The organism is Sphingorhabdus sp., from assembly GCF_044338195.1.
Classification (GTDB): Bacteria; Pseudomonadota; Alphaproteobacteria; order Sphingomonadales; family Sphingomonadaceae; genus Sphingorhabdus_B.
This window is the reverse complement of sequence record NZ_JBIIMC010000003.1, coordinates 1-21,404: the sequence shown is the minus strand read 5'-3', so window position 1 is coordinate 21,404 and position 21,404 is coordinate 1. Positions and strand designations below refer to the sequence as shown.

General features: G+C 55.6%; 18 protein-coding genes. 10 read left to right on the top strand and 8 right to left on the bottom strand.

Annotation, left to right across the window (positions count from 1 at the left end; genetic code table 11):
• Position 1 precedes the first annotated feature (1 nt).
• From dnaE to ACIQZK_RS01420, 4 genes are all read right to left on the bottom strand, one after another.
• A complete protein-coding gene (dnaE, locus tag ACIQZK_RS01435; protein ID WP_397574580.1) occupies positions 2–3,478 on the bottom strand; it encodes a DNA polymerase III subunit alpha in 3,477 nt (1,158 codons plus the stop codon).
• Positions 3,479–3,540: 62 nt separating this feature from the next.
• A complete protein-coding gene (locus ACIQZK_RS01430) occupies positions 3,541–4,029 on the bottom strand; it encodes a glutathione peroxidase (protein WP_397574579.1) in 489 nt (162 codons plus the stop codon).
• A gap of 16 nt (positions 4,030–4,045) precedes the next feature.
• Positions 4,046–4,717, bottom strand: a complete 672-nt coding sequence (locus tag ACIQZK_RS01425) for an ABC transporter ATP-binding protein (RefSeq protein WP_397574578.1) — start codon at positions 4,715–4,717, stop codon at positions 4,046–4,048.
• Positions 4,710–5,960: a lipoprotein-releasing ABC transporter permease subunit gene (locus ACIQZK_RS01420; RefSeq protein ID WP_397574577.1), complete on the bottom strand. Its 1,251-nt coding sequence runs from the start codon at positions 5,958–5,960 to the stop codon at positions 4,710–4,712. Before ACIQZK_RS01420 ends, ACIQZK_RS01425 begins: the two co-directional genes overlap by 8 nt.
• 451 nt (positions 5,961–6,411) lie before the next feature.
• Between ACIQZK_RS01420 and ACIQZK_RS01415 the strand changes: the two genes are divergently transcribed.
• Entirely contained in the window at positions 6,412–6,897 is a 486-nt protein-coding gene (locus ACIQZK_RS01415; RefSeq protein ID WP_397574576.1) for an Hsp20 family protein, read from the top strand.
• 107 nt (positions 6,898–7,004) lie between these two features.
• On the opposite strand, the gene ACIQZK_RS01410 is transcribed toward ACIQZK_RS01415, so the two are convergent.
• The 3 genes from ACIQZK_RS01410 to tpiA all read right to left on the bottom strand — a co-directional run bounded on the left by ACIQZK_RS01410 (position 7,005) and on the right by tpiA (position 9,925).
• On the bottom strand, positions 7,005–8,639 hold the full coding sequence (locus ACIQZK_RS01410; RefSeq protein WP_397574575.1) for a CTP synthase: 1,635 nt from the start codon (positions 8,637–8,639) through the stop codon (positions 7,005–7,007).
• Positions 8,640–8,740: 101 nt separating this feature from the next.
• Positions 8,741–9,094 carry a preprotein translocase subunit SecG gene (gene secG / locus ACIQZK_RS01405; RefSeq protein ID WP_397574674.1) on the bottom strand — a complete coding sequence of 118 codons (354 nt, stop codon included), beginning with the start codon at positions 9,092–9,094 and terminating at the stop codon, positions 8,741–8,743.
• Positions 9,095–9,178: 84 nt separating this feature from the next.
• Complete coding sequence (gene tpiA, locus ACIQZK_RS01400; RefSeq protein WP_397574574.1) at positions 9,179–9,925, bottom strand: triose-phosphate isomerase; 747 nt, start codon at positions 9,923–9,925, stop codon at positions 9,179–9,181.
• 154 nt (positions 9,926–10,079) lie between these two features.
• On the opposite strand from tpiA, the gene ACIQZK_RS01395 reads away from it, so the two are divergent.
• The 9 genes from ACIQZK_RS01395 (at position 10,080) to lexA (ending at position 19,258) form a co-directional block, all read left to right on the top strand.
• Positions 10,080–12,020, top strand: coding sequence for a SurA N-terminal domain-containing protein (locus tag ACIQZK_RS01395; RefSeq protein WP_397574573.1), 1,941 nt, complete (start codon positions 10,080–10,082; stop codon positions 12,018–12,020).
• Positions 12,007–13,482, top strand: a complete 1,476-nt coding sequence (gene trpE / locus ACIQZK_RS01390; RefSeq protein WP_397574572.1) for an anthranilate synthase component I — start codon at positions 12,007–12,009, stop codon at positions 13,480–13,482. The genes ACIQZK_RS01395 and trpE overlap by 14 nt, the downstream gene beginning before the upstream one ends.
• A 13-nt stretch (positions 13,483–13,495) precedes the next feature.
• Entirely contained in the window at positions 13,496–14,485 is a 990-nt protein-coding gene (locus ACIQZK_RS01385) for an SRPBCC family protein (protein WP_397574571.1), read from the top strand.
• On the top strand, positions 14,482–15,066 hold the full coding sequence (locus tag ACIQZK_RS01380) for an anthranilate synthase component II (protein ID WP_397574570.1): 585 nt from the start codon (positions 14,482–14,484) through the stop codon (positions 15,064–15,066). The genes ACIQZK_RS01385 and ACIQZK_RS01380 overlap by 4 nt, the downstream gene beginning before the upstream one ends.
• Complete coding sequence (gene trpD, locus ACIQZK_RS01375) at positions 15,063–16,058, top strand: anthranilate phosphoribosyltransferase (protein WP_397574569.1); 996 nt, start codon at positions 15,063–15,065, stop codon at positions 16,056–16,058. The genes ACIQZK_RS01380 and trpD overlap by 4 nt, the downstream gene beginning before the upstream one ends.
• Positions 16,058–16,840, top strand: coding sequence for an indole-3-glycerol phosphate synthase TrpC (gene trpC / locus ACIQZK_RS01370; RefSeq protein WP_397574568.1), 783 nt, complete (start codon positions 16,058–16,060; stop codon positions 16,838–16,840). Before trpD ends, trpC begins: the two co-directional genes overlap by 1 nt.
• Complete coding sequence (moaC, locus tag ACIQZK_RS01365) at positions 16,833–17,300, top strand: cyclic pyranopterin monophosphate synthase MoaC (protein ID WP_324476517.1); 468 nt, start codon at positions 16,833–16,835, stop codon at positions 17,298–17,300. The genes trpC and moaC overlap by 8 nt, the downstream gene beginning before the upstream one ends.
• Entirely contained in the window at positions 17,297–18,478 is a 1,182-nt protein-coding gene (locus ACIQZK_RS01360) for a molybdopterin molybdotransferase MoeA (RefSeq protein ID WP_397574567.1), read from the top strand. Before moaC ends, ACIQZK_RS01360 begins: the two co-directional genes overlap by 4 nt.
• Positions 18,479–18,571: 93 nt before the next feature.
• Positions 18,572–19,258 (top strand): transcriptional repressor LexA, encoded by a 687-nt coding sequence (gene lexA, locus ACIQZK_RS01355; RefSeq protein WP_397574566.1) that lies wholly within the window; start codon positions 18,572–18,574, stop codon positions 19,256–19,258.
• On the opposite strand, the gene ACIQZK_RS01350 is transcribed toward lexA, so the two are convergent.
• Positions 19,252–21,404, bottom strand: a 2,153-nt coding sequence (locus ACIQZK_RS01350) for a ComEC/Rec2 family competence protein (RefSeq protein WP_397574565.1), incomplete at its 5' end; no start/stop codon positions are given. The genes lexA and ACIQZK_RS01350 overlap by 7 nt on opposite strands.

Here is a 21,404-nt window from a genome sequence, read left to right as displayed (position 1 = left end):
ATCAATGCACCAAAGCTAGGCTCGGGCCAATCGGTGAAAGTTCAACATTATCTATGCCTTCAATGGCCTTTACTTGGTCCAGCAAAGACGCGTCTATACGGTATTTTCGGCCCAGCACGATCTGCACCCATCGGCCATCGGAAGACCGCGTTTTAATAATGAGCTCGCTCCGTCCGCCTTGCAACGGCTCAACCATCTCAGCCAAACGTGCAATGGCGGTTTCTTGCGACACATCCAGCTGCATTTTCAGCCGCGATACGCTTGTCAGCCCGCTTAGAGCTTTTGCGCTTTTTACGGTGAAGCTTGGCACTTCGTCCCCTACCCGCATATCCATTTCACAATGTAGCAATAGGCATTCGGCATCCTTTGCCCATTCGGCCAGTTGACTGCCCACGGCCTCATCAAAACAGCGCACCGAAAACTGTCCGCTCATGTCCGAAAAATCGGCAATCATAAAACGTTTGCCCTTGCGGGATTCGCGCCACCGCACGCCTTCAATAAGCGCGGACATGGTAGCAGCGCGACGAACGCCTTCGGGTATGGGGCCACTCTCCAGCCAAACCGCATAGGGTTTTGCACCATGGCTGGCCGCCAGCGCATCATATTGCGAACATGGGTGGGCAGAGAAATAAAAGCCAAAGGCGTCCTTTTCTTGATTCATCTGCTCGCCCGGAGCCCATGATAGTCGCCTATCAATCCGTAAGGCCGCCATGTCCGACCCACCCTCGCCAAACAGCCCGCCCTGCCCGCTTTCACGGGAATCACGCGCAGATTGCGCTGCGGCCAGAAGCGTTTCTGCAGCGCCATGCACGGCCGCGCGATTAGGCTCCAACGCATCAAATGCGCCAGCAGCGGCGAGATTTTCAAGGCTGCGCCGATTTATCTGACTGGGATCAACCCGGTTGGCGAAATCATCGAGGCTTTTGAAAAGCCCTGCCGCTGTTCGCTCCGCCACAAGCACTTCCATGGCACGTTCGCCGACATTCTTTATGCCCCCCAATGCATATCGGACGGCATGTTCGCCATGGGCGTTGGTCTCAACGGTAAACTCGGCATCGCTTTGGTTGATGTCGGGCGGATGGCACACGACCTCTAAGCGGCGCATGTCATCCATGAAGATCGCAAGCTTGTCGGTCTGATGCATGTCGAAACACATGGATGCGGCGAAAAACTCTTCCGGATGGTGGGTTTTCATCCATGCTGTTTGATATGCAAGCACGGCGTAGGCCGCGGCGTGGCTCTTGTTGAAGCCATATCCAGCAAATTTGTCGATCAAATCGAACAGCTCATTTGCCCGGTTCGGCGGAATGGCATGGGTGGCACAGCCGCTGACAAACCGTTCGCGCTGCGCGTCCATTTCGGCCTGAATCTTCTTACCCATCGCACGGCGGAGCAAATCTGCTTCGCCAAGGCTGTATCCCGCCAAAATCTGGGCGGCCTGCATAACCTGTTCCTGATAGACGAAGATACCGTATGTTTCGTTCAATACGGGTTCAAGCAGCGCGTGCGGATATTCGATGCTCTCTTCGCCATTCTTGCGTCGACCGAACATCGGGATGTTGTCCATTGGGCCCGGGCGATAGAGCGATACGAGCGCGATAATATCGCCGAAATTGGTCGGCTTAACCGCAGCAAGCGTCCGCCGCATCCCTTCGGATTCCAGCTGGAACACACCGACGGTGTCGCCGCGCTGCAGCAATTCATACACGGCCGGGTCATCATGCGGCAAAAGCCCAAGGTCAATGTCGACCCCACGCTTCGCCAACATCTGCGTGGCCTTTTGCAAAACGGAAAGTGTCTTCAGACCCAGAAAGTCGAACTTAACAAGGCCCGCGCTTTCGACATATTTCATGTCGAATTGCGTGACCGGCATATCCGAACGCGGGTCGCGATATAAGGGCGCAAGCTCGGACAATTCACGGTCGCCGATAACAACACCGGCGGCGTGCGTTGAACTGTGGCGTGGCAAGCCCTCAAGCTTCATAGCAAGGTCAAACAAGCGCTTCACTTGCGCGTCGCGGCGATATTCCTCACGCAATTCAGCGACACCAGCCAATGCGCGTTTCAAATCCCACGGATCAGCTGGAAGATTTGGCACCTGCTTGCACAGCCGGTCCACCTGCCCGTAACTCATTTGCAGAACGCGCCCGGTATCGCGCAGAACAGCCCGCGCTTTCAGTTTACCGAAGGTGATGATCTGCGCGACTTGGCGTGTGCCATATTTTTTCTGCACATAACGGATCACCTCTCCGCGCCGCGTTTCGCAGAAGTCGATATCGAAATCCGGCATCGACACACGGTCGGGGTTCAAGAAACGTTCGAACAGCAGGCCAAGCTTGATGGGATCAAGGTCCGTAATGGTCAGCACCCACGCCACGAGCGAACCCGCGCCTGAGCCACGGCCGGGGCCGACGGCAATGTCCTGCTCCTTTGCCCATTTGATGAAGTCAGCAACGATCAAGAAATATCCGGAAAAGCCCATGGAGCAAATGACGTCCGCTTCGAACGTCAGCCGGTCGAAATAAACTTGGCGCGTTGCTTCATCGGTAATGCCTGCGGTCTCAAGGCGCTGCAAAAGCCCCAAACGGGCGTCCTCACGCAGTTGCGCATCCTCAGCCGTGCGATCACCCGCAAGGCTTGGCAGAATTGGGTTTCGATAGGGCGCCAGCGCAGTGCAACGCTGGGCAATGACAAGCGTGTTGGCCAAAGCCTCAGGCACATCGGCGAACAAAGCGCCCATTTGCTTGCCGGTCTTGATCCATGTGTCACGGCTGCTTCGCCGCCGGTCTTCGCTTTCGACATATTCGCCATCGGAAATGCACAGCATTGCGTCATGCGCATCGAAGAAATCCGGCTCGGCGAAAAACGCGGGGTTCGTGGCGACCAATGGAATGTCGCGGGCATAAGCCAGATCAATCAAAGCCTCTTCCGCGGCTTCTTCGCGGCTATCGTTGCGCCGGCTGAGCTCGATATACAACCGATCCGGAAACAAGGCCTGCAAGCGCGACAGATATTCACCCGCGGCATTGTTTTGGCCATCACTCAGCAGTTGCGTTACGGCACCTTCAGCGCCACCCGTCAGCGCAATCAGGCCATCGGAAAATGGCGCAAGTTGTTCGAGCGTAACATGCGCGTCCAAATCTTCGGGACGATCAAGATGCGCCATGGAAACGAGGCGGCACAGATTATCATAGCCGCTTTCGTCTTGCGCAAATAATGGCAGCCAGTCGCGGATGAACTTGCCATCGCTTGTCGGCCGCCGGACGGCAAGGAGCGCGCCAATTATGGGCTGTACGCCGTTTGACTTCGCGCCATCCTGAAATGGCATCACGCCATAAAGACCATTGCGGTCGCAAATCGCAATCGCGGGAAAAGCTAGCTTTTTTGCCGCTTCGCCAATCGCCTTGGGTTCGATTGCGCCTTCCAACATGGTGTAAGCGGAAAATACGCGCAAAGGGACAAAAGGCACATAAGACATAAATCTACGTTAGATGACTCGCGAGATTCGACAATCCACCATTTCGGCTAATCTGTGGACAATCAGGCAGGTTGCGCGAGAAGCTTTTCGATATCCTTGGCAAGCGCTTCGGGTTTGACTTGTGGGCCATGACGGGCAACCACACTGCCCTTGCGGTCAACCAGAAATTTGGTGAAGTTCCATTTGATCCCGCGTGATCCCAACAGACCAGCTTGCTGTTGCTTGAGATAATGCCAAAGCGGGTCCTCATTGTCGCCATTGACGTCAATTTTGGACGCCAAAGGGAATGACACATCATAGGTCAAGGAACAGAAATTCTTTATCTCTTCCGCGTCGCCCGGCTCCTGCGCGCCAAACTGATTGCACGGGAAGGCCAATATCTCGAGCCCCTGATCCTTATATTGCCGATACAGCGCCTCGAGGCCCTTATATTGTGGCGTAAAGCCGCATTTCGACGCGGTATTTACGATCAGCAGGACCTTACCCGCATGCGCCGCCATGGCTTCACTTGCGCCACCGGGCATTTTGACCGAAAAATCGTACACTGACATCTTCTATCCCCTCAGCTTAAGCTAATCTTCCGTCCTTTAGCCGCACGACGCGGTCCATCTTCGCGGCAAGGCGCTCATTATGTGTCGCAACGATTGCCGATGAGCCTTGCTCACGCACCAATGCCATGAACTCACCCAGCACAATGTCGGCGGTGTGTTCGTCGAGGTTACCGGTCGGTTCATCCGCCAGTACCAGTTTCGGCCGGTTCGCCAGCGCCCGCGCAACGGCGACACGTTGCTGCTCACCGCCAGACAATTTCGATGGCCGGTGGTGAAGTCGTTCAGACAGCCCAAGTTGCGTCAGCAAATGGGTCGCGCGTTCGATGGCATCTTCGGGCGTTGCATCGGCAATCAATTGGGGAAGGACGACATTTTCAAGCGCGTCGAAATCGGGCAGCAAATGGTGGAATTGGTACACAAAACCAAGCTTTTGCCGGCGTATCTCGGTTTGACGGTCAACACCTGCCGAGCTGACTTCTTCTCCATCCAATTTGATGGAACCCGAAAAGCCGCCCTCAAGCAGACCGACAGCCTGAAGCATCGTGGATTTCCCCGAACCCGACGGACCAAGCAACGCGACGAGCTCGCCCTTGCCAACCACAAGGTCGACACCGCGCAGCACTTCTATGGTGGCATCGCCCTGCACAAATTTGCGGCGCACATCTATGAGCTCAACGACATTATTCATAACGCAACACCTGAACTGGATCGGTACTCGCCGCCTTCAGCGCGGGGTACAAGGTGGCAAGGAAGCTGAACAGCAAGGCCAACCCACAAATCGCTATCACTTCGACAGGGTCCGTTCTGGAGGGCAACTCGGTTAGGAACCTGATAGATGGGTCCCATAAATTTTGGCCTGTGAGCAGCTGAATGAAATTGACCACCGACTGCCGGAAATACAGGAAGATAGCGCCCAATATCAGGCCAAGCACAATGCCTGACGACCCGATCAACACGCCCACCGTCATGAATATCCGCAAAAGCGACTTTCGTGACGCCCCCATCGTCCGCAATATCGCAATGTCCCGCGTTTTGGCCCGCACCAACATGATGAGCGATGACAGGATGTTGAACACCGCGACCAGCACAATGATCGAAAGCACAACAAACATGGCGACGCGCTCCACCGCCAGCGCCTCAAACAAAGATGCGTTCATGCTCTTCCAGTCGACAATTAGGCCTTTGTTTTCTAGTTTCGGCAAAAGCGGCGCCAGAATCTCGTTCACCTTGTCGGGGTGTTCGGTCTTGATTTCGATGATACCTATTTCGTCACCCAACAGCATGAGTATCTGCGCCCTTTCTATGGGCATAATTACAAACGCTTTGTCATAATCATAAACGCCAACTTCAAAGATCGCAGCGACTTCATAAGAAATTTCGCGTGGAACCGTCCCAAAGGGCGTTGTCCGTCCAGCGGGGTTGATGATCGTAATGCTTTGCCCGACCTGAACCCCCAAATTTTGGGCAAGACGCGAACCGATAGCGACCCTGTCTTCATTCGGGCTCAACGACCGCAAACTTCCGGCGACCGTTTTTCCTTTTAGCGTTTCGTTCTTCAGTATGTCGTTGACCGACATTCCACGGGCCAAAATGGCTTCGACCCTACCGTTAAACGTGGTGAGCAATGGTTGTTCAATCAGTGCAGTGGCGTCGGTTACGCCCGGCGTTTTTTCGACATCGTTCAAAATCTGACGCCAGTCCTGAAGCCGCCCGCCATAGCCTTGAACGACGGCATGACCATTCAGGCCGACAATCTTGTCAAATAATTCGGCGCGAAAGCCGTTCATGACGCTCATGACGATGATCAGCGCAGCGACGCCAAGCGCGACCGCGACTAGGCTAATACTCGCGACGAGGAAGATGAAACCTTCACCTTTGCCCGGCAGCAGATAGCGGCGGGCCACCATGCGTTCATATCGCGACAATATCATGTGCGGTCACTTATCACTGTTTTTGGCATATCCGGTTCTTAGGTTCCACCATGAGGACTGGCAAGCATTGTTGCAGGGGCGCAACAGCCTTTGAAAAAGCGTTCGGTGGAGTATGGTTCCATTTGCAAAGCCGACCGCAAAGGAAGATGACATCATCGAATTCGTCGAGAGCCTGTAAAGGCCGATGGTTCAGGGGGAAAATCAGACCCGCCGGTGGGGACCGGTAGAGGACTGAAACTATGCGCTAGCAAAGCTGCAAAGCGAGGCCGTTCGGAGATATCCGGGCGGCCTTGTTTTTTGTGCCATTGTTTTTCGATGCATTTTTTCATCTTGCAATTTTGTGGGCACTCCCCATCTCATGATGCGGAGGCCGAAAGGCTCCAAAACGACATAGCTGACCGCTGCTCTTGCGGGGTTGGCACACACCAAATTGCTTGATGGAGAATTTGATATGCAACGTTTTGATTTTACACCCTATCGCCGCAACACTGTCGGCTTTGACCGTTTGTTTGAACTGCTCGAAAACACCGGGCGCGCAGCGACCAACGAAAACTATCCGCCTTTCAATATCGAGCGCACGGGCGAAAATGACTATCAAGTCACGGTCGCCGTTGCGGGGTTCAAGGCCGACGAGATCGACATTGTTGCGCAGCAGAATCTGTTGATTGTCACGGGCAGCAAGCAGACGGAAGGCAACGACAATCGTGATTTTCTGCACATGGGCATCGCGAGCCGCAATTTCGAACGCCGCTTCCAACTTGCGGACCATATTCATGTGACCGACGCTGATATGGCCGATGGTCTTTTGATTATATCGTTAGTGCGCGAAGTGCCGGAAGCGTTGAAACCACGCAAGATCGCCATCGGCGGCAAAACCGCACCTCATGTGATCGAGCACACAGATAGCGCCAAGAAAAAAGGCACCAACGCAGCCTAAATATATTCGGGGCGGTCGATTGCTCGTCCGCCCCTTCACATATTATGCGCCCGCGTCGCAATTGCGCGGCATGGATGCAGAAACGCCGATGAAAGCGTATCGAATCGCTACACCAGTCGGCTTTGCTTCACCGCGGCAGCAACGAAACTTGCAAACAACGGGTGCGGCGCAAAGGGACGCGATTTCAATTCGGGGTGGAATTGCACGCCGATAAACCACGGGTGGTCGGGGCGTTCCACGATTTCTGGCAGTTCACCGTCTGGCGACATACCGCTGAACACAAGTCCGCCCTGCTCCAAAGCCGATTTGTAATGGACATTGACCTCATAACGGTGGCGATGCCGCTCAGAAATGTCCTGCGTGCCATAAATGCCCGCGACATGGCTGTTTCCAGCCAACTTCGCATCATACGCACCAAGACGCATCGTGCCGCCAAGATCGCCGCCCGTTTCACGTTTCTGGATGCCCTCTTCGGTCATCCATTCGGTGATGATGCCAACAACTGGTTCGGTGGTAGGGCCAAATTCGGTGCTGGATGCGCCGGCGATACCCGCGGTGTTCCGCGCACCTTCAATGCACGCCATCTGCATGCCGAGGCAAATGCCAAAGAACGGCACTTCGCGCTCTCGGGCGAATTTGACCGCCGCAATCTTGCCTTCGGAACCGCGCTCACCAAAGCCGCCGGGGACGAGGATTGCATTCATGGGCTCTAGTGCAGCGGCAATGTCATGTTCCGACTGCTCGAACAGTTCAGCGTCAATCCACTTAATGTTCACCTTCACGCGGTTTGAAAGTCCACCATGCGTAAGCGCTTCATTCAAAGACTTATATGCGTCGGCAAGGCCAACATATTTGCCGACAACGCCAATGGTGACTTCACCTTCGGGATTTTGTTGGCGGTCAATGATATCATCCCAGCGGCCAAGGTCTGGCTCACCGTCTGATTCAAGCCCGAACGCGCGCAGGACTTCATTATCCAAACCTTCGGCATGATATTGCAGCGGAACCGCGTAAATGCTTTTCGCGTCCAAGGCGGGAATGACAGCCTCTTTACGCACGTTACAAAATGCCGCGATTTTTGCGCGCTCATTTTCCGGCAGCGGATGTTCGCAACGGCACAGAAGAACATCGGGCTGAATACCCAATGATGTCAGTTCGCGCACGCTGTGCTGTGTCGGCTTGGTCTTTAGCTCACCTGCCGCCGCAATGTACGGAACCAGAGTAACATGCACGGACAAGGTCCGTTCGCGGCCAAGCTCATTGCGCAACTGCCGGATAGCTTCGATGAACGGCAGCGATTCAATGTCGCCAACCGTTCCGCCAATTTCGCACAAAACGAAATCAAGGTCTTGCGTATCCGCCTTGGCGAATTCCTTGATAGCATCGGTCACATGCGGAATGACCTGAACCGTCGCGCCGAGATAATCCCCGCGACGTTCCTTTTGGATGATCGTCTGATAAATGCGACCCGACGTTATGTTATCCGACTGCCGCGCAGAAACGCCCGTAAACCGTTCATAATGCCCAAGGTCGAGGTCGGTTTCCGCCCCGTCATCAGTCACATAGACTTCGCCATGCTGATAAGGCGACATCGTGCCCGGATCAACATTGAGATAAGGATCGAACTTCCGGATTCGAACGCGGTATCCGCGCGCCTGCAAAAGGGCAGCAAGCGATGCTGCCATAAGACCTTTGCCAAGCGAGGAGACCACGCCACCGGTGATAAAAATGAACCGTGCCATGGGAGAAAAGGCTTAAGACAGGTTTACGGTAAAACACAAGCGAACGAATCCGTTCACTGAAAAATAACCTGTGTAAAAAACGTTTTTTCGTACCGAAGCGATTATTTATCGAGCGGAACTTCAGTCGCAGGAGCCGCCGAAGCTGGAGTTGCTGGCGCAGTCGTCGCTGGTGCAGCTGGAGCCGCAGGCACTTCGGTACGCTCAAGGCTGCTATCGATTTCGCCCGTACCGCCTTTTTTCGCCGCGACGAAGGCCAATGAAATCGAAAGCACGATGAACACGGTTGCCAATATGGTTGTCATACGCGTCAGAAAGTCAGCTGCACCGCGCGCGGACATCAATCCCGATGGGCTTCCGCCCATACCCAGGCCGCCGCCTTCAGACCGCTGCATCAGGATAACACCTACAAGCGAGGCTGCGACAATAGCCTGAACGACGATAAGAAAATGGAAAATGCCCATGATGAATTCCGAATAATGAAAGGCAATAAGTTGCCGGTTGCTGCGCCCACATAGCGAGCGCACGACCGTTCTTCAATGCTATTCGCCGAAAGCTTGCGCTGCGGCCAAAATGGGTTCGAATTTCGCACAGGTCAGGCTTGCGCCGCCAATCAACCCGCCATCGACATTTTCGACCGCCAAAAGCTCTGCTGCATTATCTCCGTTCATGGAACCGCCGTATAGAATCCGAACGCTGTTCCCAACCGCGCCATACCTATCGACCAGTGCTGAACGAATGGCACCGTGCATTTCCCGTACATCCGCCATTTCAGGAATGCGCCCGGTGCCAATGGCCCAAACGGGTTCGTAAGCGACGCTCAACCAGTCGCCAGATATGTTCTCAGGCAACGACCCCGCAACCTGCCCCAAAACAATGTTTAGTGCATTGCCTGCGTCCCGCTCAGCCAGCGTTTCCCCGACGCAGATGATGGCTTTCAGGCCAGCCTTGTGCGCGGCTTGAGCCTTTGCCAGCACGTCGTGATCCTGCTCATGCTGTGCAGCGCGGCGTTCGCTGTGCCCAACAATTACCAGAGACGCCCCCGCATCGACCAACATATCCGCCGACACACATCCCGTATGCGCGCCCGATGCCTGCATGTGGCAGTCCTGCCCACCGATTGGGAAGCTATGTGCATTATCGCACGCCCGGTTGATGAGGGTTGCGGGCAAACATAAGGCGGAGTCGACAGCTGGATAGTGCAGAGATTTTTCGGCGATTGCGGCGATTTCTGCCAAGTCGCTTGTCACGCCATTCATCTTCCAGTTTCCGACAACCAACTTACGCATGCCATTATCCTATCTGTGGGGTTTGCGAATCTTGTTTTGGCTCTGGCATGGTTTCGACAATCGGAGCAAGTCTATCCCTTGATTGCCAAAGCCTTGCCGCCTAAAGCGTCTCGCAACAATCGGCGCAGCCCGTGATATCAGGAAATTGCAATTCATGATTACCTCCATTCGTTCGCTCATTAACTCTAAATTCGGCGCGATTTTCGCTTTGTTGTTCGTCGGGATGATTGCCATAGCTTTTGCGCTTGGTGATGTGTCCGGATCGGGCAACTTCGGGGGCTTGAGCGGCGGTAATGTTGCACGCGTCGGTGACCGCAACATCACATTGGGTGAATTGAACGATGCCCTTGATAATCGCTTAAAGGCGGAGCGTCAGAATAACCCGACGCTTGATATGGCCGGTTTTGTAGAGAGTGGTGGATTGGATTCGACGCTCGACCAGCTAATCAATCGCTACGCCATCACCGTATTTGGTGAAGAATATGGTGTCGCCGTAAGCAAGCGTCTTGTGGATTCGGAAATTCGCAAAATTCCCGGTGCCATGGGGCTTGATGGAAAGTTTAGCGCAGATGCCTTTCGTGCCTTTGCCCAACAAATCGGCGTGAGTGAAAAAGCCATCCGTGACGATCTGACGCAAAATTTATTTGCGCAACAAATCCTGCCATCTGCGGCAAGCGGACCGGCTGCCCCCGATGGTATGGCTCTGCCTTATGCATCGTTGATGCTGGAAAAGCGCGCGGGACAGATCGCTTCGATTCCCGCCACCGCATTTTTGCCCAAAGCGCCCCCAAGCCCTGCGGCGCTCACCAAATTCTATTCTGAAAATGCAGTAAAATTCACGATCCCTGAAAAGCGCGCGATTAGCTATGCGATTTTTGACAAGACGATCATCGCTGGCCGCGCAAAACCGACGGAAGCGGACATCGCGGCATATTATAAAGCTAATGCTGCAAAGTTTGCCGCATCGGAAAGCCGCAACATCAGCCAGATGATCGTGCCAACGGAAGCCGCTGCAAAGTCGGTCATTAGCCAAGTCGCGGCGGGTAAATCATTGGCCGACGTCGCCAACGGCTTGGGTCTGTCCGTAACGACAACGGCCAATATCACCAAAAGCAGCCTCGCCAGCACCGCCACGGCAGCGGTTGCCGACGCAGTCTTTGCCGCAAAACAGGGCACATTGGCAAAGCCAGCACGTGGTAAACTCGGCTGGACCGTTGCACGCGTCGACAGCGTGAACAATGTCGCGGCAAAGTCACTTGCCGCTGCCCGCGCAGAGATCGAAAAGGAACTACTACAGACCCGCAGCGAAGAAATGCTGACCGAGATGACTTCGGAAATCGAAGATGCATTTGCCGATGGCGCGACGATATCTGACATTGCGAAGCAAAACGGCCTGACCATTAACACCTCGCCGAAATTGCTGGCGACAGGTCAGGATATCAGCAACCCTGCATATAAGCCTATTCCGGAAATGCAGGTCATTTTGCCCGCAGCATTCCAAATGGAAACCGGTGGTGAAGCACAATTGATCGAGTTGGTGCCCGGCGAAAAATTCGCGATGATTGCGGTTGCCGATTTTGATGAAGCCGCGCCGCCACCACTTGGTGACGTCCGCGCGTTGGTTCAGCAACAATGGGCGTTTTCCGAAGGCGCAAAGGGTGCACGTGCTGCTGCCGACCGTTTGCGTAAGCTGGTGGATAGCGGCCAACCGCTGCAGGCTGCTCTCGCCGCCGCCAATGTTCAAGGCGCACAGGTTGAAACCCTGACAGGTACACGGGCAGATCTCTATCGCGAGGGCCAGCAAGTGCCTCCGCCATTGTCGCTCATGTTCGCCATGAAAAAAGGCACTGCTAAAATCATACAGGCAGGCGGCGACCGCGGATGGTATGTTGTGTACCTGACCGACGTCATCAAGGGCAACGCCAGCGGCAACGCCGCCCTCCTGGCTGCCCGCAAGCAGGAACTTACGGGTATATTGCAGCAGGAATATGCTGCACAGCTGATCGTTGCTGCATCGAAGGATGCCGGTGTTGAAAAGAACGACGACGGGATCGCAGAAGTGCGCGCTCGCCTAACCAACCGTGACGGCAACTAAACCCGAACTCATTTGGCGCAAGCGCATTGCTGATACCGAAACGCCGGTGTCAGCTGCGCTAAAGCTGTTTGTACCCGAGCGCGGTGATTTCATTCTGGAATCGGTCGAAGGCGGCGAAACGCGCGGACGGCATAGCCTGATTGGTATCGCTCCCGATCTGGTGTTTCGGGCGGCTGGCGATAAAGCGGAAATCAACCGGCATTGGATGACCGACAGGGACGCTTTCGCGCCTTCTCCTCTGCCATCATTGGATGCGTTACGGGCACTCGCGGCTGACTGCCGGATGGATGTTCCCGAAGAACTGCCCCCCGCCCTCGCCTGCTTGGTTGGCTATTTCGGTTACGAGACAATTGGCCTCGTTGAAAAGCTGCCGCGGGCACCGCAATCGGCGCTTGAGCTGCCTGATATGCTGTTCGTCCGGCCAACCGTCATATTGGTGTTCGACCGGCTCAAAGACGAAATGTTCCTCGTCTCGCCAGTTTGGACCGGCCTACATGATGCGCAGGCAGTGGCGTTGGCGAATGAGCGCCTCGATGAGACAGAGCGGTTATTGAACCTTGGGCAAGTGCCTTCGGCTGGCGCGGTGTCCGTATCCGAAGAACGCGAACTCAAGCTCACGCCCGTATTGCCCGCGGGCCGCTATGCCGAGATGGTTGCGTCGGCCAAAGACTATATTGAGGCAGGCGATATATTCCAGGTTGTGCTTGCCCAGCGTTTCACTGCACCCTTTGATCTGCCGCCTGTGCATTTATACCGCGCATTGCGCCGGATTAATCCATCGCCTTTTCTATACTTCATTGATCTTCCCGGCTTTGCGCTGATCGGTTCCAGTCCCGAGATATTGGTCCGCGCGCGCGGCGGAGAAGTGACCATTCGGCCGATCGCCGGAACGCGCCCGCGCGGCAAAAGCAGCATCGAAGACGCTGAAAACCGTGCCTCATTATTGGCTGATCCCAAGGAACGCGCGGAACATCTGATGCTGTTGGATTTGGGCAGAAACGATGTTGGCCGCGTGACAAAAGGCGGCACCGTTACCGTAACAGACAGCTATATGGTCGAATTTTACAGCCATGTGATGCATATCGTATCCAACGTTGTTGGAGAGCTTGCTGACGATAAGGACGCCATCGACGCTTTGTTCGCAGGCTTTCCCGCTGGCACTGTTTCAGGTGCGCCTAAAGTGCGCGCCTGCGAAATCATTGCCGAACTCGAACCAGAAACCCGCGGCGCCTATGCGGGCGGTGTCGGTTATTTTTCGCCCAATGGCGACATGGACAGCTGCATCGTTTTGCGCACCGCCGTTGTTAAAGACGGCATGATGCATGTTCAGGCTGGTGCCGGCATCGTCGCCGACAGCAATCCGGAATATGAACAGCGCGAGTGCGAGGCAAAAGCGGGCGCGCTGATTGCGGCGGCGCGTGAGGCGGTCAGGGTCGCTGGCGAGGCGGGATTTGGCCAATGAGAGCTGTGCGGTCATGACAGTCGAGGAAACCTCTGGGACGCGTGTTACGCTTACGCTGATTGGTATTCTGATCACGGCCATGCTCTTCCTGTTTTACGGCCCAGAAGAAAGCCCCCAGATTACGACGCTGACCGCGCTCTTAGCTATCCCTGCCGCTCTGGGTGGCCTCGTCACGCAATATGTTGATCCGTCCGGATTACGCTCACCCATGGGCTGTTTTTTCTGGCCAACATTATTTTTTCTAACCATCACGGGAATTGCGGTTGCGGCTTTTGAAGAAGGCGCGGTTTGCCTTGTGCTGATTATTCCGATCTGGATACCTGCGGCTATAGCTGGCGGATTGGTTCAGTATCTGAACGCACGGCGGCGGCGGCGACATGCCAAACGACATCAGCACAGATTTTACGCTTCTAGCTGGTTGTTGCTGCCCCTGCTGTTGATGATTTGGGATCAAATGTGGCCGGTCCATTGGACCAATGCCAGCGTGGAACGTTCCATTATAATCGATGCGTCTCCAAAAAATATTTGGCCTTATCTTGCCAGCATTCGCGATATTCGCGCGGACGAAGGCAAAGCGAATTTCACCCATGATATCGTCGGCATTCCTCGGCCAACCGAGGCGATTCTTACGCGTGAATCCGATAGAACCGTGCGCAAAGCCCTATGGGGCAAATCCGCGCGCTTTGAAGAGGTCGTTCAGTCTGTGGTTCCCAACCGCGGAATGACCTGGGCATTTGCCTTTCCCGACACCTCCATTCAGGAATACACAGACCGGCACATTTCTCCGGCTGGTCCTTTCCTGAATATCGCGTCAGGAAGCTACCGCCTTGAGCCGATTGGTTCCGAGCGTACGCGGCTGGTTTTAACAACGCACTACCGCATGAAAGTAAGGCTGGTTGGCTATTTTCAATGGTGGGGCGAAAGATTGCTGGGCGATGTTCAAGACAATGTACTCGCAATCGTAAAGGACCGCGTTTCGGCGGATGTAGGGCTTAAACAATGATCCTCGTCATCGACAATTATGACAGCTTCACCTGGAACCTCGTCCATTATCTGATGGAGCTTGGCGCTGAGGTTGAGGTCGTCCGTAATGACGATATGTCCGCCGGACAGGCACTGTCGACGGGTGCACAGGCTTTTCTCATATCACCCGGGCCAAAAACGCCGAATGAAGCGGGTGTGAGCCTTGAGCTCGTCGCGGCGTGCGCAGAGGCTGGAAAGCCATTGCTGGGCGTTTGTTTGGGCCACCAGACCATTGGGCAGCATTTCGGCGGCAAAGTTGCACGCGGCGGGTTAATGCACGGCAAAACGTCGCCGGTCACACATGACGAGACCGGATTGTTCGAAGGCCTGCCGTCTCCGTTTCAGGCAACGCGCTATCATTCGCTCATCGTCGAAAATGTGCCGCCGAGCCTTGTCGTGAATGCGACCAGCGATGACGGCCATGTCATGGGCTTTCGCCACGCCACGCTGCCTATCCATAGCGTTCAATTCCACCCTGAAAGCATTGCCACCGAACATGGTCACGCGATGCTGGCCAATTTCATGCGCATTGCCGGTATGGCCGTGAAGGACAGAGCATGAACGCCTTTGGCCCCCTGCCCGACCCGCAGCATCTGTTTGGCCATGACGAGGCCGCACAGGCCTTTGCGGACATCCTTGATGCACGCGCCTCTGAAGATGAAATACAGGCTTTCCTCGTTGCGCTCACCGCGCGCGGCGAGACGATGGTGGAAATCGCCGCCGCTGCGCAAGCGATGCGCGACCGGCTGATCCCCATTGATGCACCCGAAGGTGCTATCGATGTCTGTGGCACGGGTGGTGACGGGCATCATACGCTTAATGTTTCGACCGCAGTTTCGATCGTGGTGGCAGCGTGCGAGGTTCCTGTTGCGAAACATGGCAATCGCGCTGCGTCATCAAAGGCGGGTGCGGCAGATACGCTCGAAGCCCTCGGCCTCGACATGGAACGCGCCGGACGCATGGCCGAAGAGACGCTGAAAGACTTGGGCATTTGCTTTTTGTTCGCGGCCAACCACCATCCCGCAATGAAGCGGATCCAACCGATCCGCCAACGCATTGGGCAACGCACGATTTTCAATCTGATGGGCCCGCTTGCCAACCCGGCACGCGTAAAGCGCCAGCTGATTGGTATTGCACGGCCTGCCTATGTCCCTGTGTATGCCGAAGCGCTTCATCACCTTGGTACCGAACATTCGCGGATCATTTCGGGCGATGAAGGTCTTGACGAATTAAGTTTGGCCGGCGGTAACGAAGTTGCGGTGGTCGAACCCGAAGGTGTTCGTTTCCAACGTACTACTGCCGCTGATGCTGGCCTACCTGTGCACCCTGTCGACGCCATTCGCGGCGGCGATGCGCAGCATAATGCCGCTGAGCTGCGCAAGTTGTTGCTGGGCGAACATGGCGCGTATCGTGACGCCGTCCTGTTCAATGCCGCAGAGGCCTTGTTGGTCGCCGGCGTAGTTGAAACCATGCCCGATGGGGTTGAAGAGGCCGCAGAGGCAATCGACAAGGGTCTTGCCAATGCGTTGCTAGACTGTTGGGTGAAATATTGATGACCGACAAGCTTGCAGAAATCTGCGCGACCAAGCGCACAGAAGTGGCAGAGCGAAAGCCTAAGGGCTTGTCGCATTGGCCTGCCCCGTCGCCACCGCGTGGCTTCGAAGCGGCGCTGCGTTCCAAAAGCGCATCTGGCTTTGCGCTGATTGCGGAAATCAAAAAAGCCAGCCCGTCAAAAGGCCTCATCCGCGCAGATTTCGATCCAGCAGCCCATGCAAAGGCCTATCAGGCGGGTGGCGCGGCTTGCTTGTCCGTATTAACCGACGCGCCGTATTTTCAGGGGCATGAGGATTATCTCATCGCTGCGCGCAACGCCTGCGACCTGCCCGTCATCCGAAAGGATTTCATGGTCGATCCATGGCAGTGCGCCGAAGCGCGCCAAATGGGCGGGGATGCCATACTGATTATCGTCGCGGCATTGGATGATGTTGCTATGGTCGAAATCGAAGATGCGGCTTTTGCTGAGGGGCTGGATGTCCTTGTGGAAGTGCATGATGAGGCCGAATTGGACCGTGCGCTCACGCATCTGAAATCAAAATTGGTCGGCGTGAACAACCGCAATTTAAAGACATTTGACGTCGATCTGGCGACGACTGAGCGTTTGGCAAAATATGCGCCTGCCGACATATTGCTGGTCTGCGAAAGCGGCATTTCGACGCATGCCGATTGCCAACGGATGGCCACATCTGGGGTCAACACCTTCCTCGTCGGCGAAAGCCTGATGCGCAACGCAGACGTTCAACTTGCCACACAACGGTTATTGACCGGACATGGCTGATCTCACGCATCTGGGTGCCGATGGCGCTGCGCATATGGTCGATGTGTCGGCCAAAGCGGATACGGCCAGAGAAGCCGTTGCCGAAGGGCGCATCACGATGTCCGCAGAAGCGCTTGAGGCCGTGCGCGCGGGCAATATCAAAAAAGGCGATGTGTTGGGGACGGCGCGGATTGCCGGTATCATGGCCGCCAAAAAGACGAGCGAACTCATCCCGCTTTGCCACCCGCTCATGCTGTCCAAAATTGCCATCGCGTTTGAATTTGAAGACCATGGCATTCGCGCAGAGGCGCGGGTGCGTTTGAATGGTCCGACGGGTGTCGAGATGGAGGCTTTGACCGCTGTGTCGGTTGCCTTGCTCACACTCTACGACATGGCAAAGGCGCTCGATAAGTCGATGGTGATTTCCGACATCCGGTTGCTGTCCAAAACGGGCGGCAAATCGGGCGATTGGCACGCATGATTTCGGTCGCCGAAGCGCAGGCGCGATTGTTGGCGCTGGCTTCACCGCTGCCGTCGGTCGAACTGGAACTTACCAAGGCTGCGCGGCATTATCTGCACGGACCGCTCGATGCGAAACGCACACAACCCGCGGCCGATCTCTCTGCAATGGATGGATATGCGTTATCATCCGCTGCGTTTCCCGGGCCTTGGCACGTTATCGGTGAAAGCGCGGCAGGGCGACCCTTTGCGGGCGTTTTGGAGCGTAACCAAGCCGTGCGCATCTTTACGGGTGCACATGTCCCCGCTGGTGCGGATACTATTTTAATTCAGGAAGACGCTTCGCGTGACGGCGACACCCTTATGGCTACAGTGAAGGATGCGCTTGCACCGGGCATGCATATTCGCACGGCGGGTGGCGATTTTTCGTGCGGCGATACCGTTCTTGCAAAAGGCACTATGCTGGAGGCTGGGCCTTGCGCGCTGGCGGCTATGGCTGGCCATGGCACCGTTCAAGTTGGCCGCTGGCCGCATGTAACGATTGTCGCGACAGGAGACGAGCTTCTGCCTGCGGGCATACAATGCAGTTCGGCGCAGATACCATCATCAAACAGCACGATGCTGCATGCGATGCTATCAAACCTGCCATGTAAAATCACCGATGCGGGCATAATTCCCGACCGGTTGAATGAACTGGAGACAAGGTTGAGCGCGCTCGCATCCACAACCGATATCATCGTCACCACGGGCGGCGCTTCGGTGGGCGACCATGATTTGGTCCAGGCTGCATTGCGCAATATTGGCGCAGATATGGATTTTTGGAAGGTCGCGATGCGCCCCGGCAAACCCGTCATGGCGGGAAAGATTGGCAACACAATAGTGCTGGGTCTGCCCGGCAATCCAACTTCGGCATTTGTAACGGCGTTTCTGTTCCTGCTGCCGTTGATACGGCATATGGCGGGGAGCCTGTCGCCGCTCCCCGAAATCTTTGAGGCAAAGGCCGACAACGCATTGCTTCCGGGCGGAAGCAGGGCAGAATATGTGCGAGGCAAGATCGAAGGCGGTGCCATCACAGCTTTTACCTCGCGGGACAGCGGCTTGGTCTCCCCGCTATCGCACAGCAACGCGCTGATTATTCGCGATATAAATGCACCTGCCACGCCTGCGGGGGCGGTTGTTCAATATCATCGGTTGTTCTGACCGCGACGCGTTGACTGCGCACAAATGTTCTTGACTTAACCGCATTTGTTCTCTAATCGTTCTTCTCATGTTCAACATGATGGAACCCTGAATATGCTCACAGCCAAACAGCATGAACTGCTAGTGTTCATTAACCAGCGACTTGATGAAAGCGGTATTTCCCCCTCATTCGAAGAAATGAAGGAAGCGCTGGATTTGAAAAGCAAGTCAGGCGTGCATCGGTTGATTGGTGCGTTGGAAGAACGCGGCTTTATCCGCCGTCTTGCCAATCGCGCGCGCGCACTCGAAGTGATGAAGCTACCTGACGGCGGCAACTTGCGCAGCGATAATGTGACCAAGCTTACCCCCGCCGTTGCCAGCAGCAAGGCGCAGGTGCATTTGCCGGTGGCTGCGAACGACGTCATGGAAATCCCGCTGCATGGCAAAATCGCTGCCGGTGTTCCGATTGAAGCGTTGGAAGGCCAAAGTTCCTTGTCCGTCCCCATGGCGCTGTTGGGCGCTGGTGAGCATTATGCGCTCGAAGTTTCCGGCGACTCGATGATCGAGGCCGGGATTTTGGATGGTGACTACGCGCTCATCCGTAAAGCCACGACCGCACGCGATGGTGAGATTGTTGTGGCATTGGTTCATGGCGAAGAAGCGACGTTGAAATATCTGCGCCGCGAAGGTCAGCGAATCCGTTTGGATCCGGCCAATAGCACATATGAGCCACAATATTATGCGCAGCATGAGGTTGAGGTTCAAGGTAAGCTAGCGGGCCTATTGCGCAGATATCATTGATGTAAATCTGCGTTCTGCTGCGCAGCTTTGGCGGCCTGAACCCATGGCATATGCGCGCGATTCTCGTTGGCGGTTATCACGCGCTGTTCGGCCAAATAGATTGCAAGTCCGCCGGTCTGCTCTAACAGTCCCCGGTCTGCTTTAATCCATTTGGGCCGGCAGCTTTGCGGTAACCATCGGTCGCTGATGACGATGTCAACGCGCCTGCAGGCCGCGGCCATTTCCATGGCTGGGACTGGATAGGAAGTTCGCGTTGCCAATATGGTCCAGGTCCGGTTTGGCGCGGCCATAGTTATAATGCAGTTGTCGGATGTGCACCTTGCCCCCGGCCATTCTACTATCGGTGTGGCAACCGCATTACTTCCCGCTTTTTCGGAGATCATATCCCGAACAAAGTCGCCTGCCTTTCCGCGCAATAGTGAGAGTTTTCCATCGGCGGTGACGAGTGCAAGATGTTTTCCATCACCGGTGACCAATATATCAGGCCGTGGCGCCAATATCATTCCAGATATGCCGATCAGGAAAATCGGGATCCCGACATAACGCAGATGCGTTTGCAGCAAGCCAAAAAGCAATGCCCCCGCCCAGAACGCCGCATAAGACCAAATTGGCATTTCAGGCATCATTGAAACCGCGCCGGGTAAGCCACTTACAAAATGTGCCAACGCCAATATCGCTGAAATCCCTTGTCCGGCCAGCCACCAGAATGGCAGGCCAAGCCCGACCAAATCGAAAGCAAGTGCCAAAGCCTCCAACGGCATAATCACGAAGGTCGTCATGGGTATCGCGACGACATTGGCGAAAGCGCCATAAAGCCCTGTCTTATGAAAATGAAACAACGCGATCGGGGCCAAGATTATTTCGATGGCAAGCCCGGTCAGCACCAGTGAGACAACACCCCGTGCAAATCGATATATCATCGGCTCGTCCCGCCTTTCGGCAAAGCGCTTCACCAACGGCAGTTCGTGAACGATGACAATCGTGGCCACGGCCGCGAAGCTGAGTTGAAAACTGGGTCCGGCCAATGCCTCAGGCCAGAATAGCAGCACAATCAACGCGCCAAATACGACCAAACGCAGGGTGAGCGCGTCCCTGCCCAACGCCAGTGCGACAAGCACCAGAAGCGCGGCAATGCAGGAACGTATCGTCGGCACTTCCGCACCGGTTAAAAGGGTATAAGCCACCGCCCCCAATGCGGCCGCCGCCGCCGCACAGATGGGCACCGAAATCCGCAAGGCCAGCCATGACGACAATGACAGCAACCGGCTGACCGCGATAAAGATAAATCCAACAACCGCCGTCACATGAAGCCCGCTGATCGACAAGAGATGCGCCAATCCGCTGTCCCGCATCGCTTGCGCATCGGCCTCGCTTATGTGCCCCTGATCCCCCGTCACAAGCGCCGCGCCAATCGCGCCGGCATCAGGCGGCATCGACGTCAAAATATGCTGCGTGAGTTGCTCCCGCTTTGCCGACAACATCGCATTGGATTTTGCGGGCTCAATCAAGATCACAGGTCCCAATGCAGACCCGGTTGCGCCGATCTGCTGAAACCATGCCCGGCGCGCAAAATCATATCCTCCCGGCAAGGTTGGCCCAGCAGGTGGCATCAATCTCGCCCGCAACCGAATGACCGCGCCCACTTGAAATGTTGATTGATATTGTTCGGGCGTAAGATTTATCCGGACGACCGGAGGCAATTCACCCTGCCCATCCGTCGCAAGGCGTAGGCGAACAACCTCGCGCGCCGTGAGATTCTCGACGGCTTCAATCCGCCCATAAAAATCGCCGATCCAAATCTTACCCAGCACGGGTTTGTCGACGACCGCCGACTTCAGGCTAATGAGCCCAAAGCCAAGCAAAATAGTGGCCGCCGCGATTCCAAGAAACTGACGGCTGCGGCTATGCGATTTAGCCAGTAATGCAAACAGCCCAACCGCAATGGCCAGTAACAATAATCCCGGGGCCGCCGAAGCTCCACCAAATTGCCAAATGACGATCCCGATGCCTATGCCAACCGGCAACCACAAAGGTAGCTGATCACGCTCCCGATCAAGCCAGTTTTCGAGGGCAATGGACCACCTATGCCCCCCGCCCACGCGCGGCATATTGTTGAGGGTCAAAATGTCCGATATCCCCACCACAA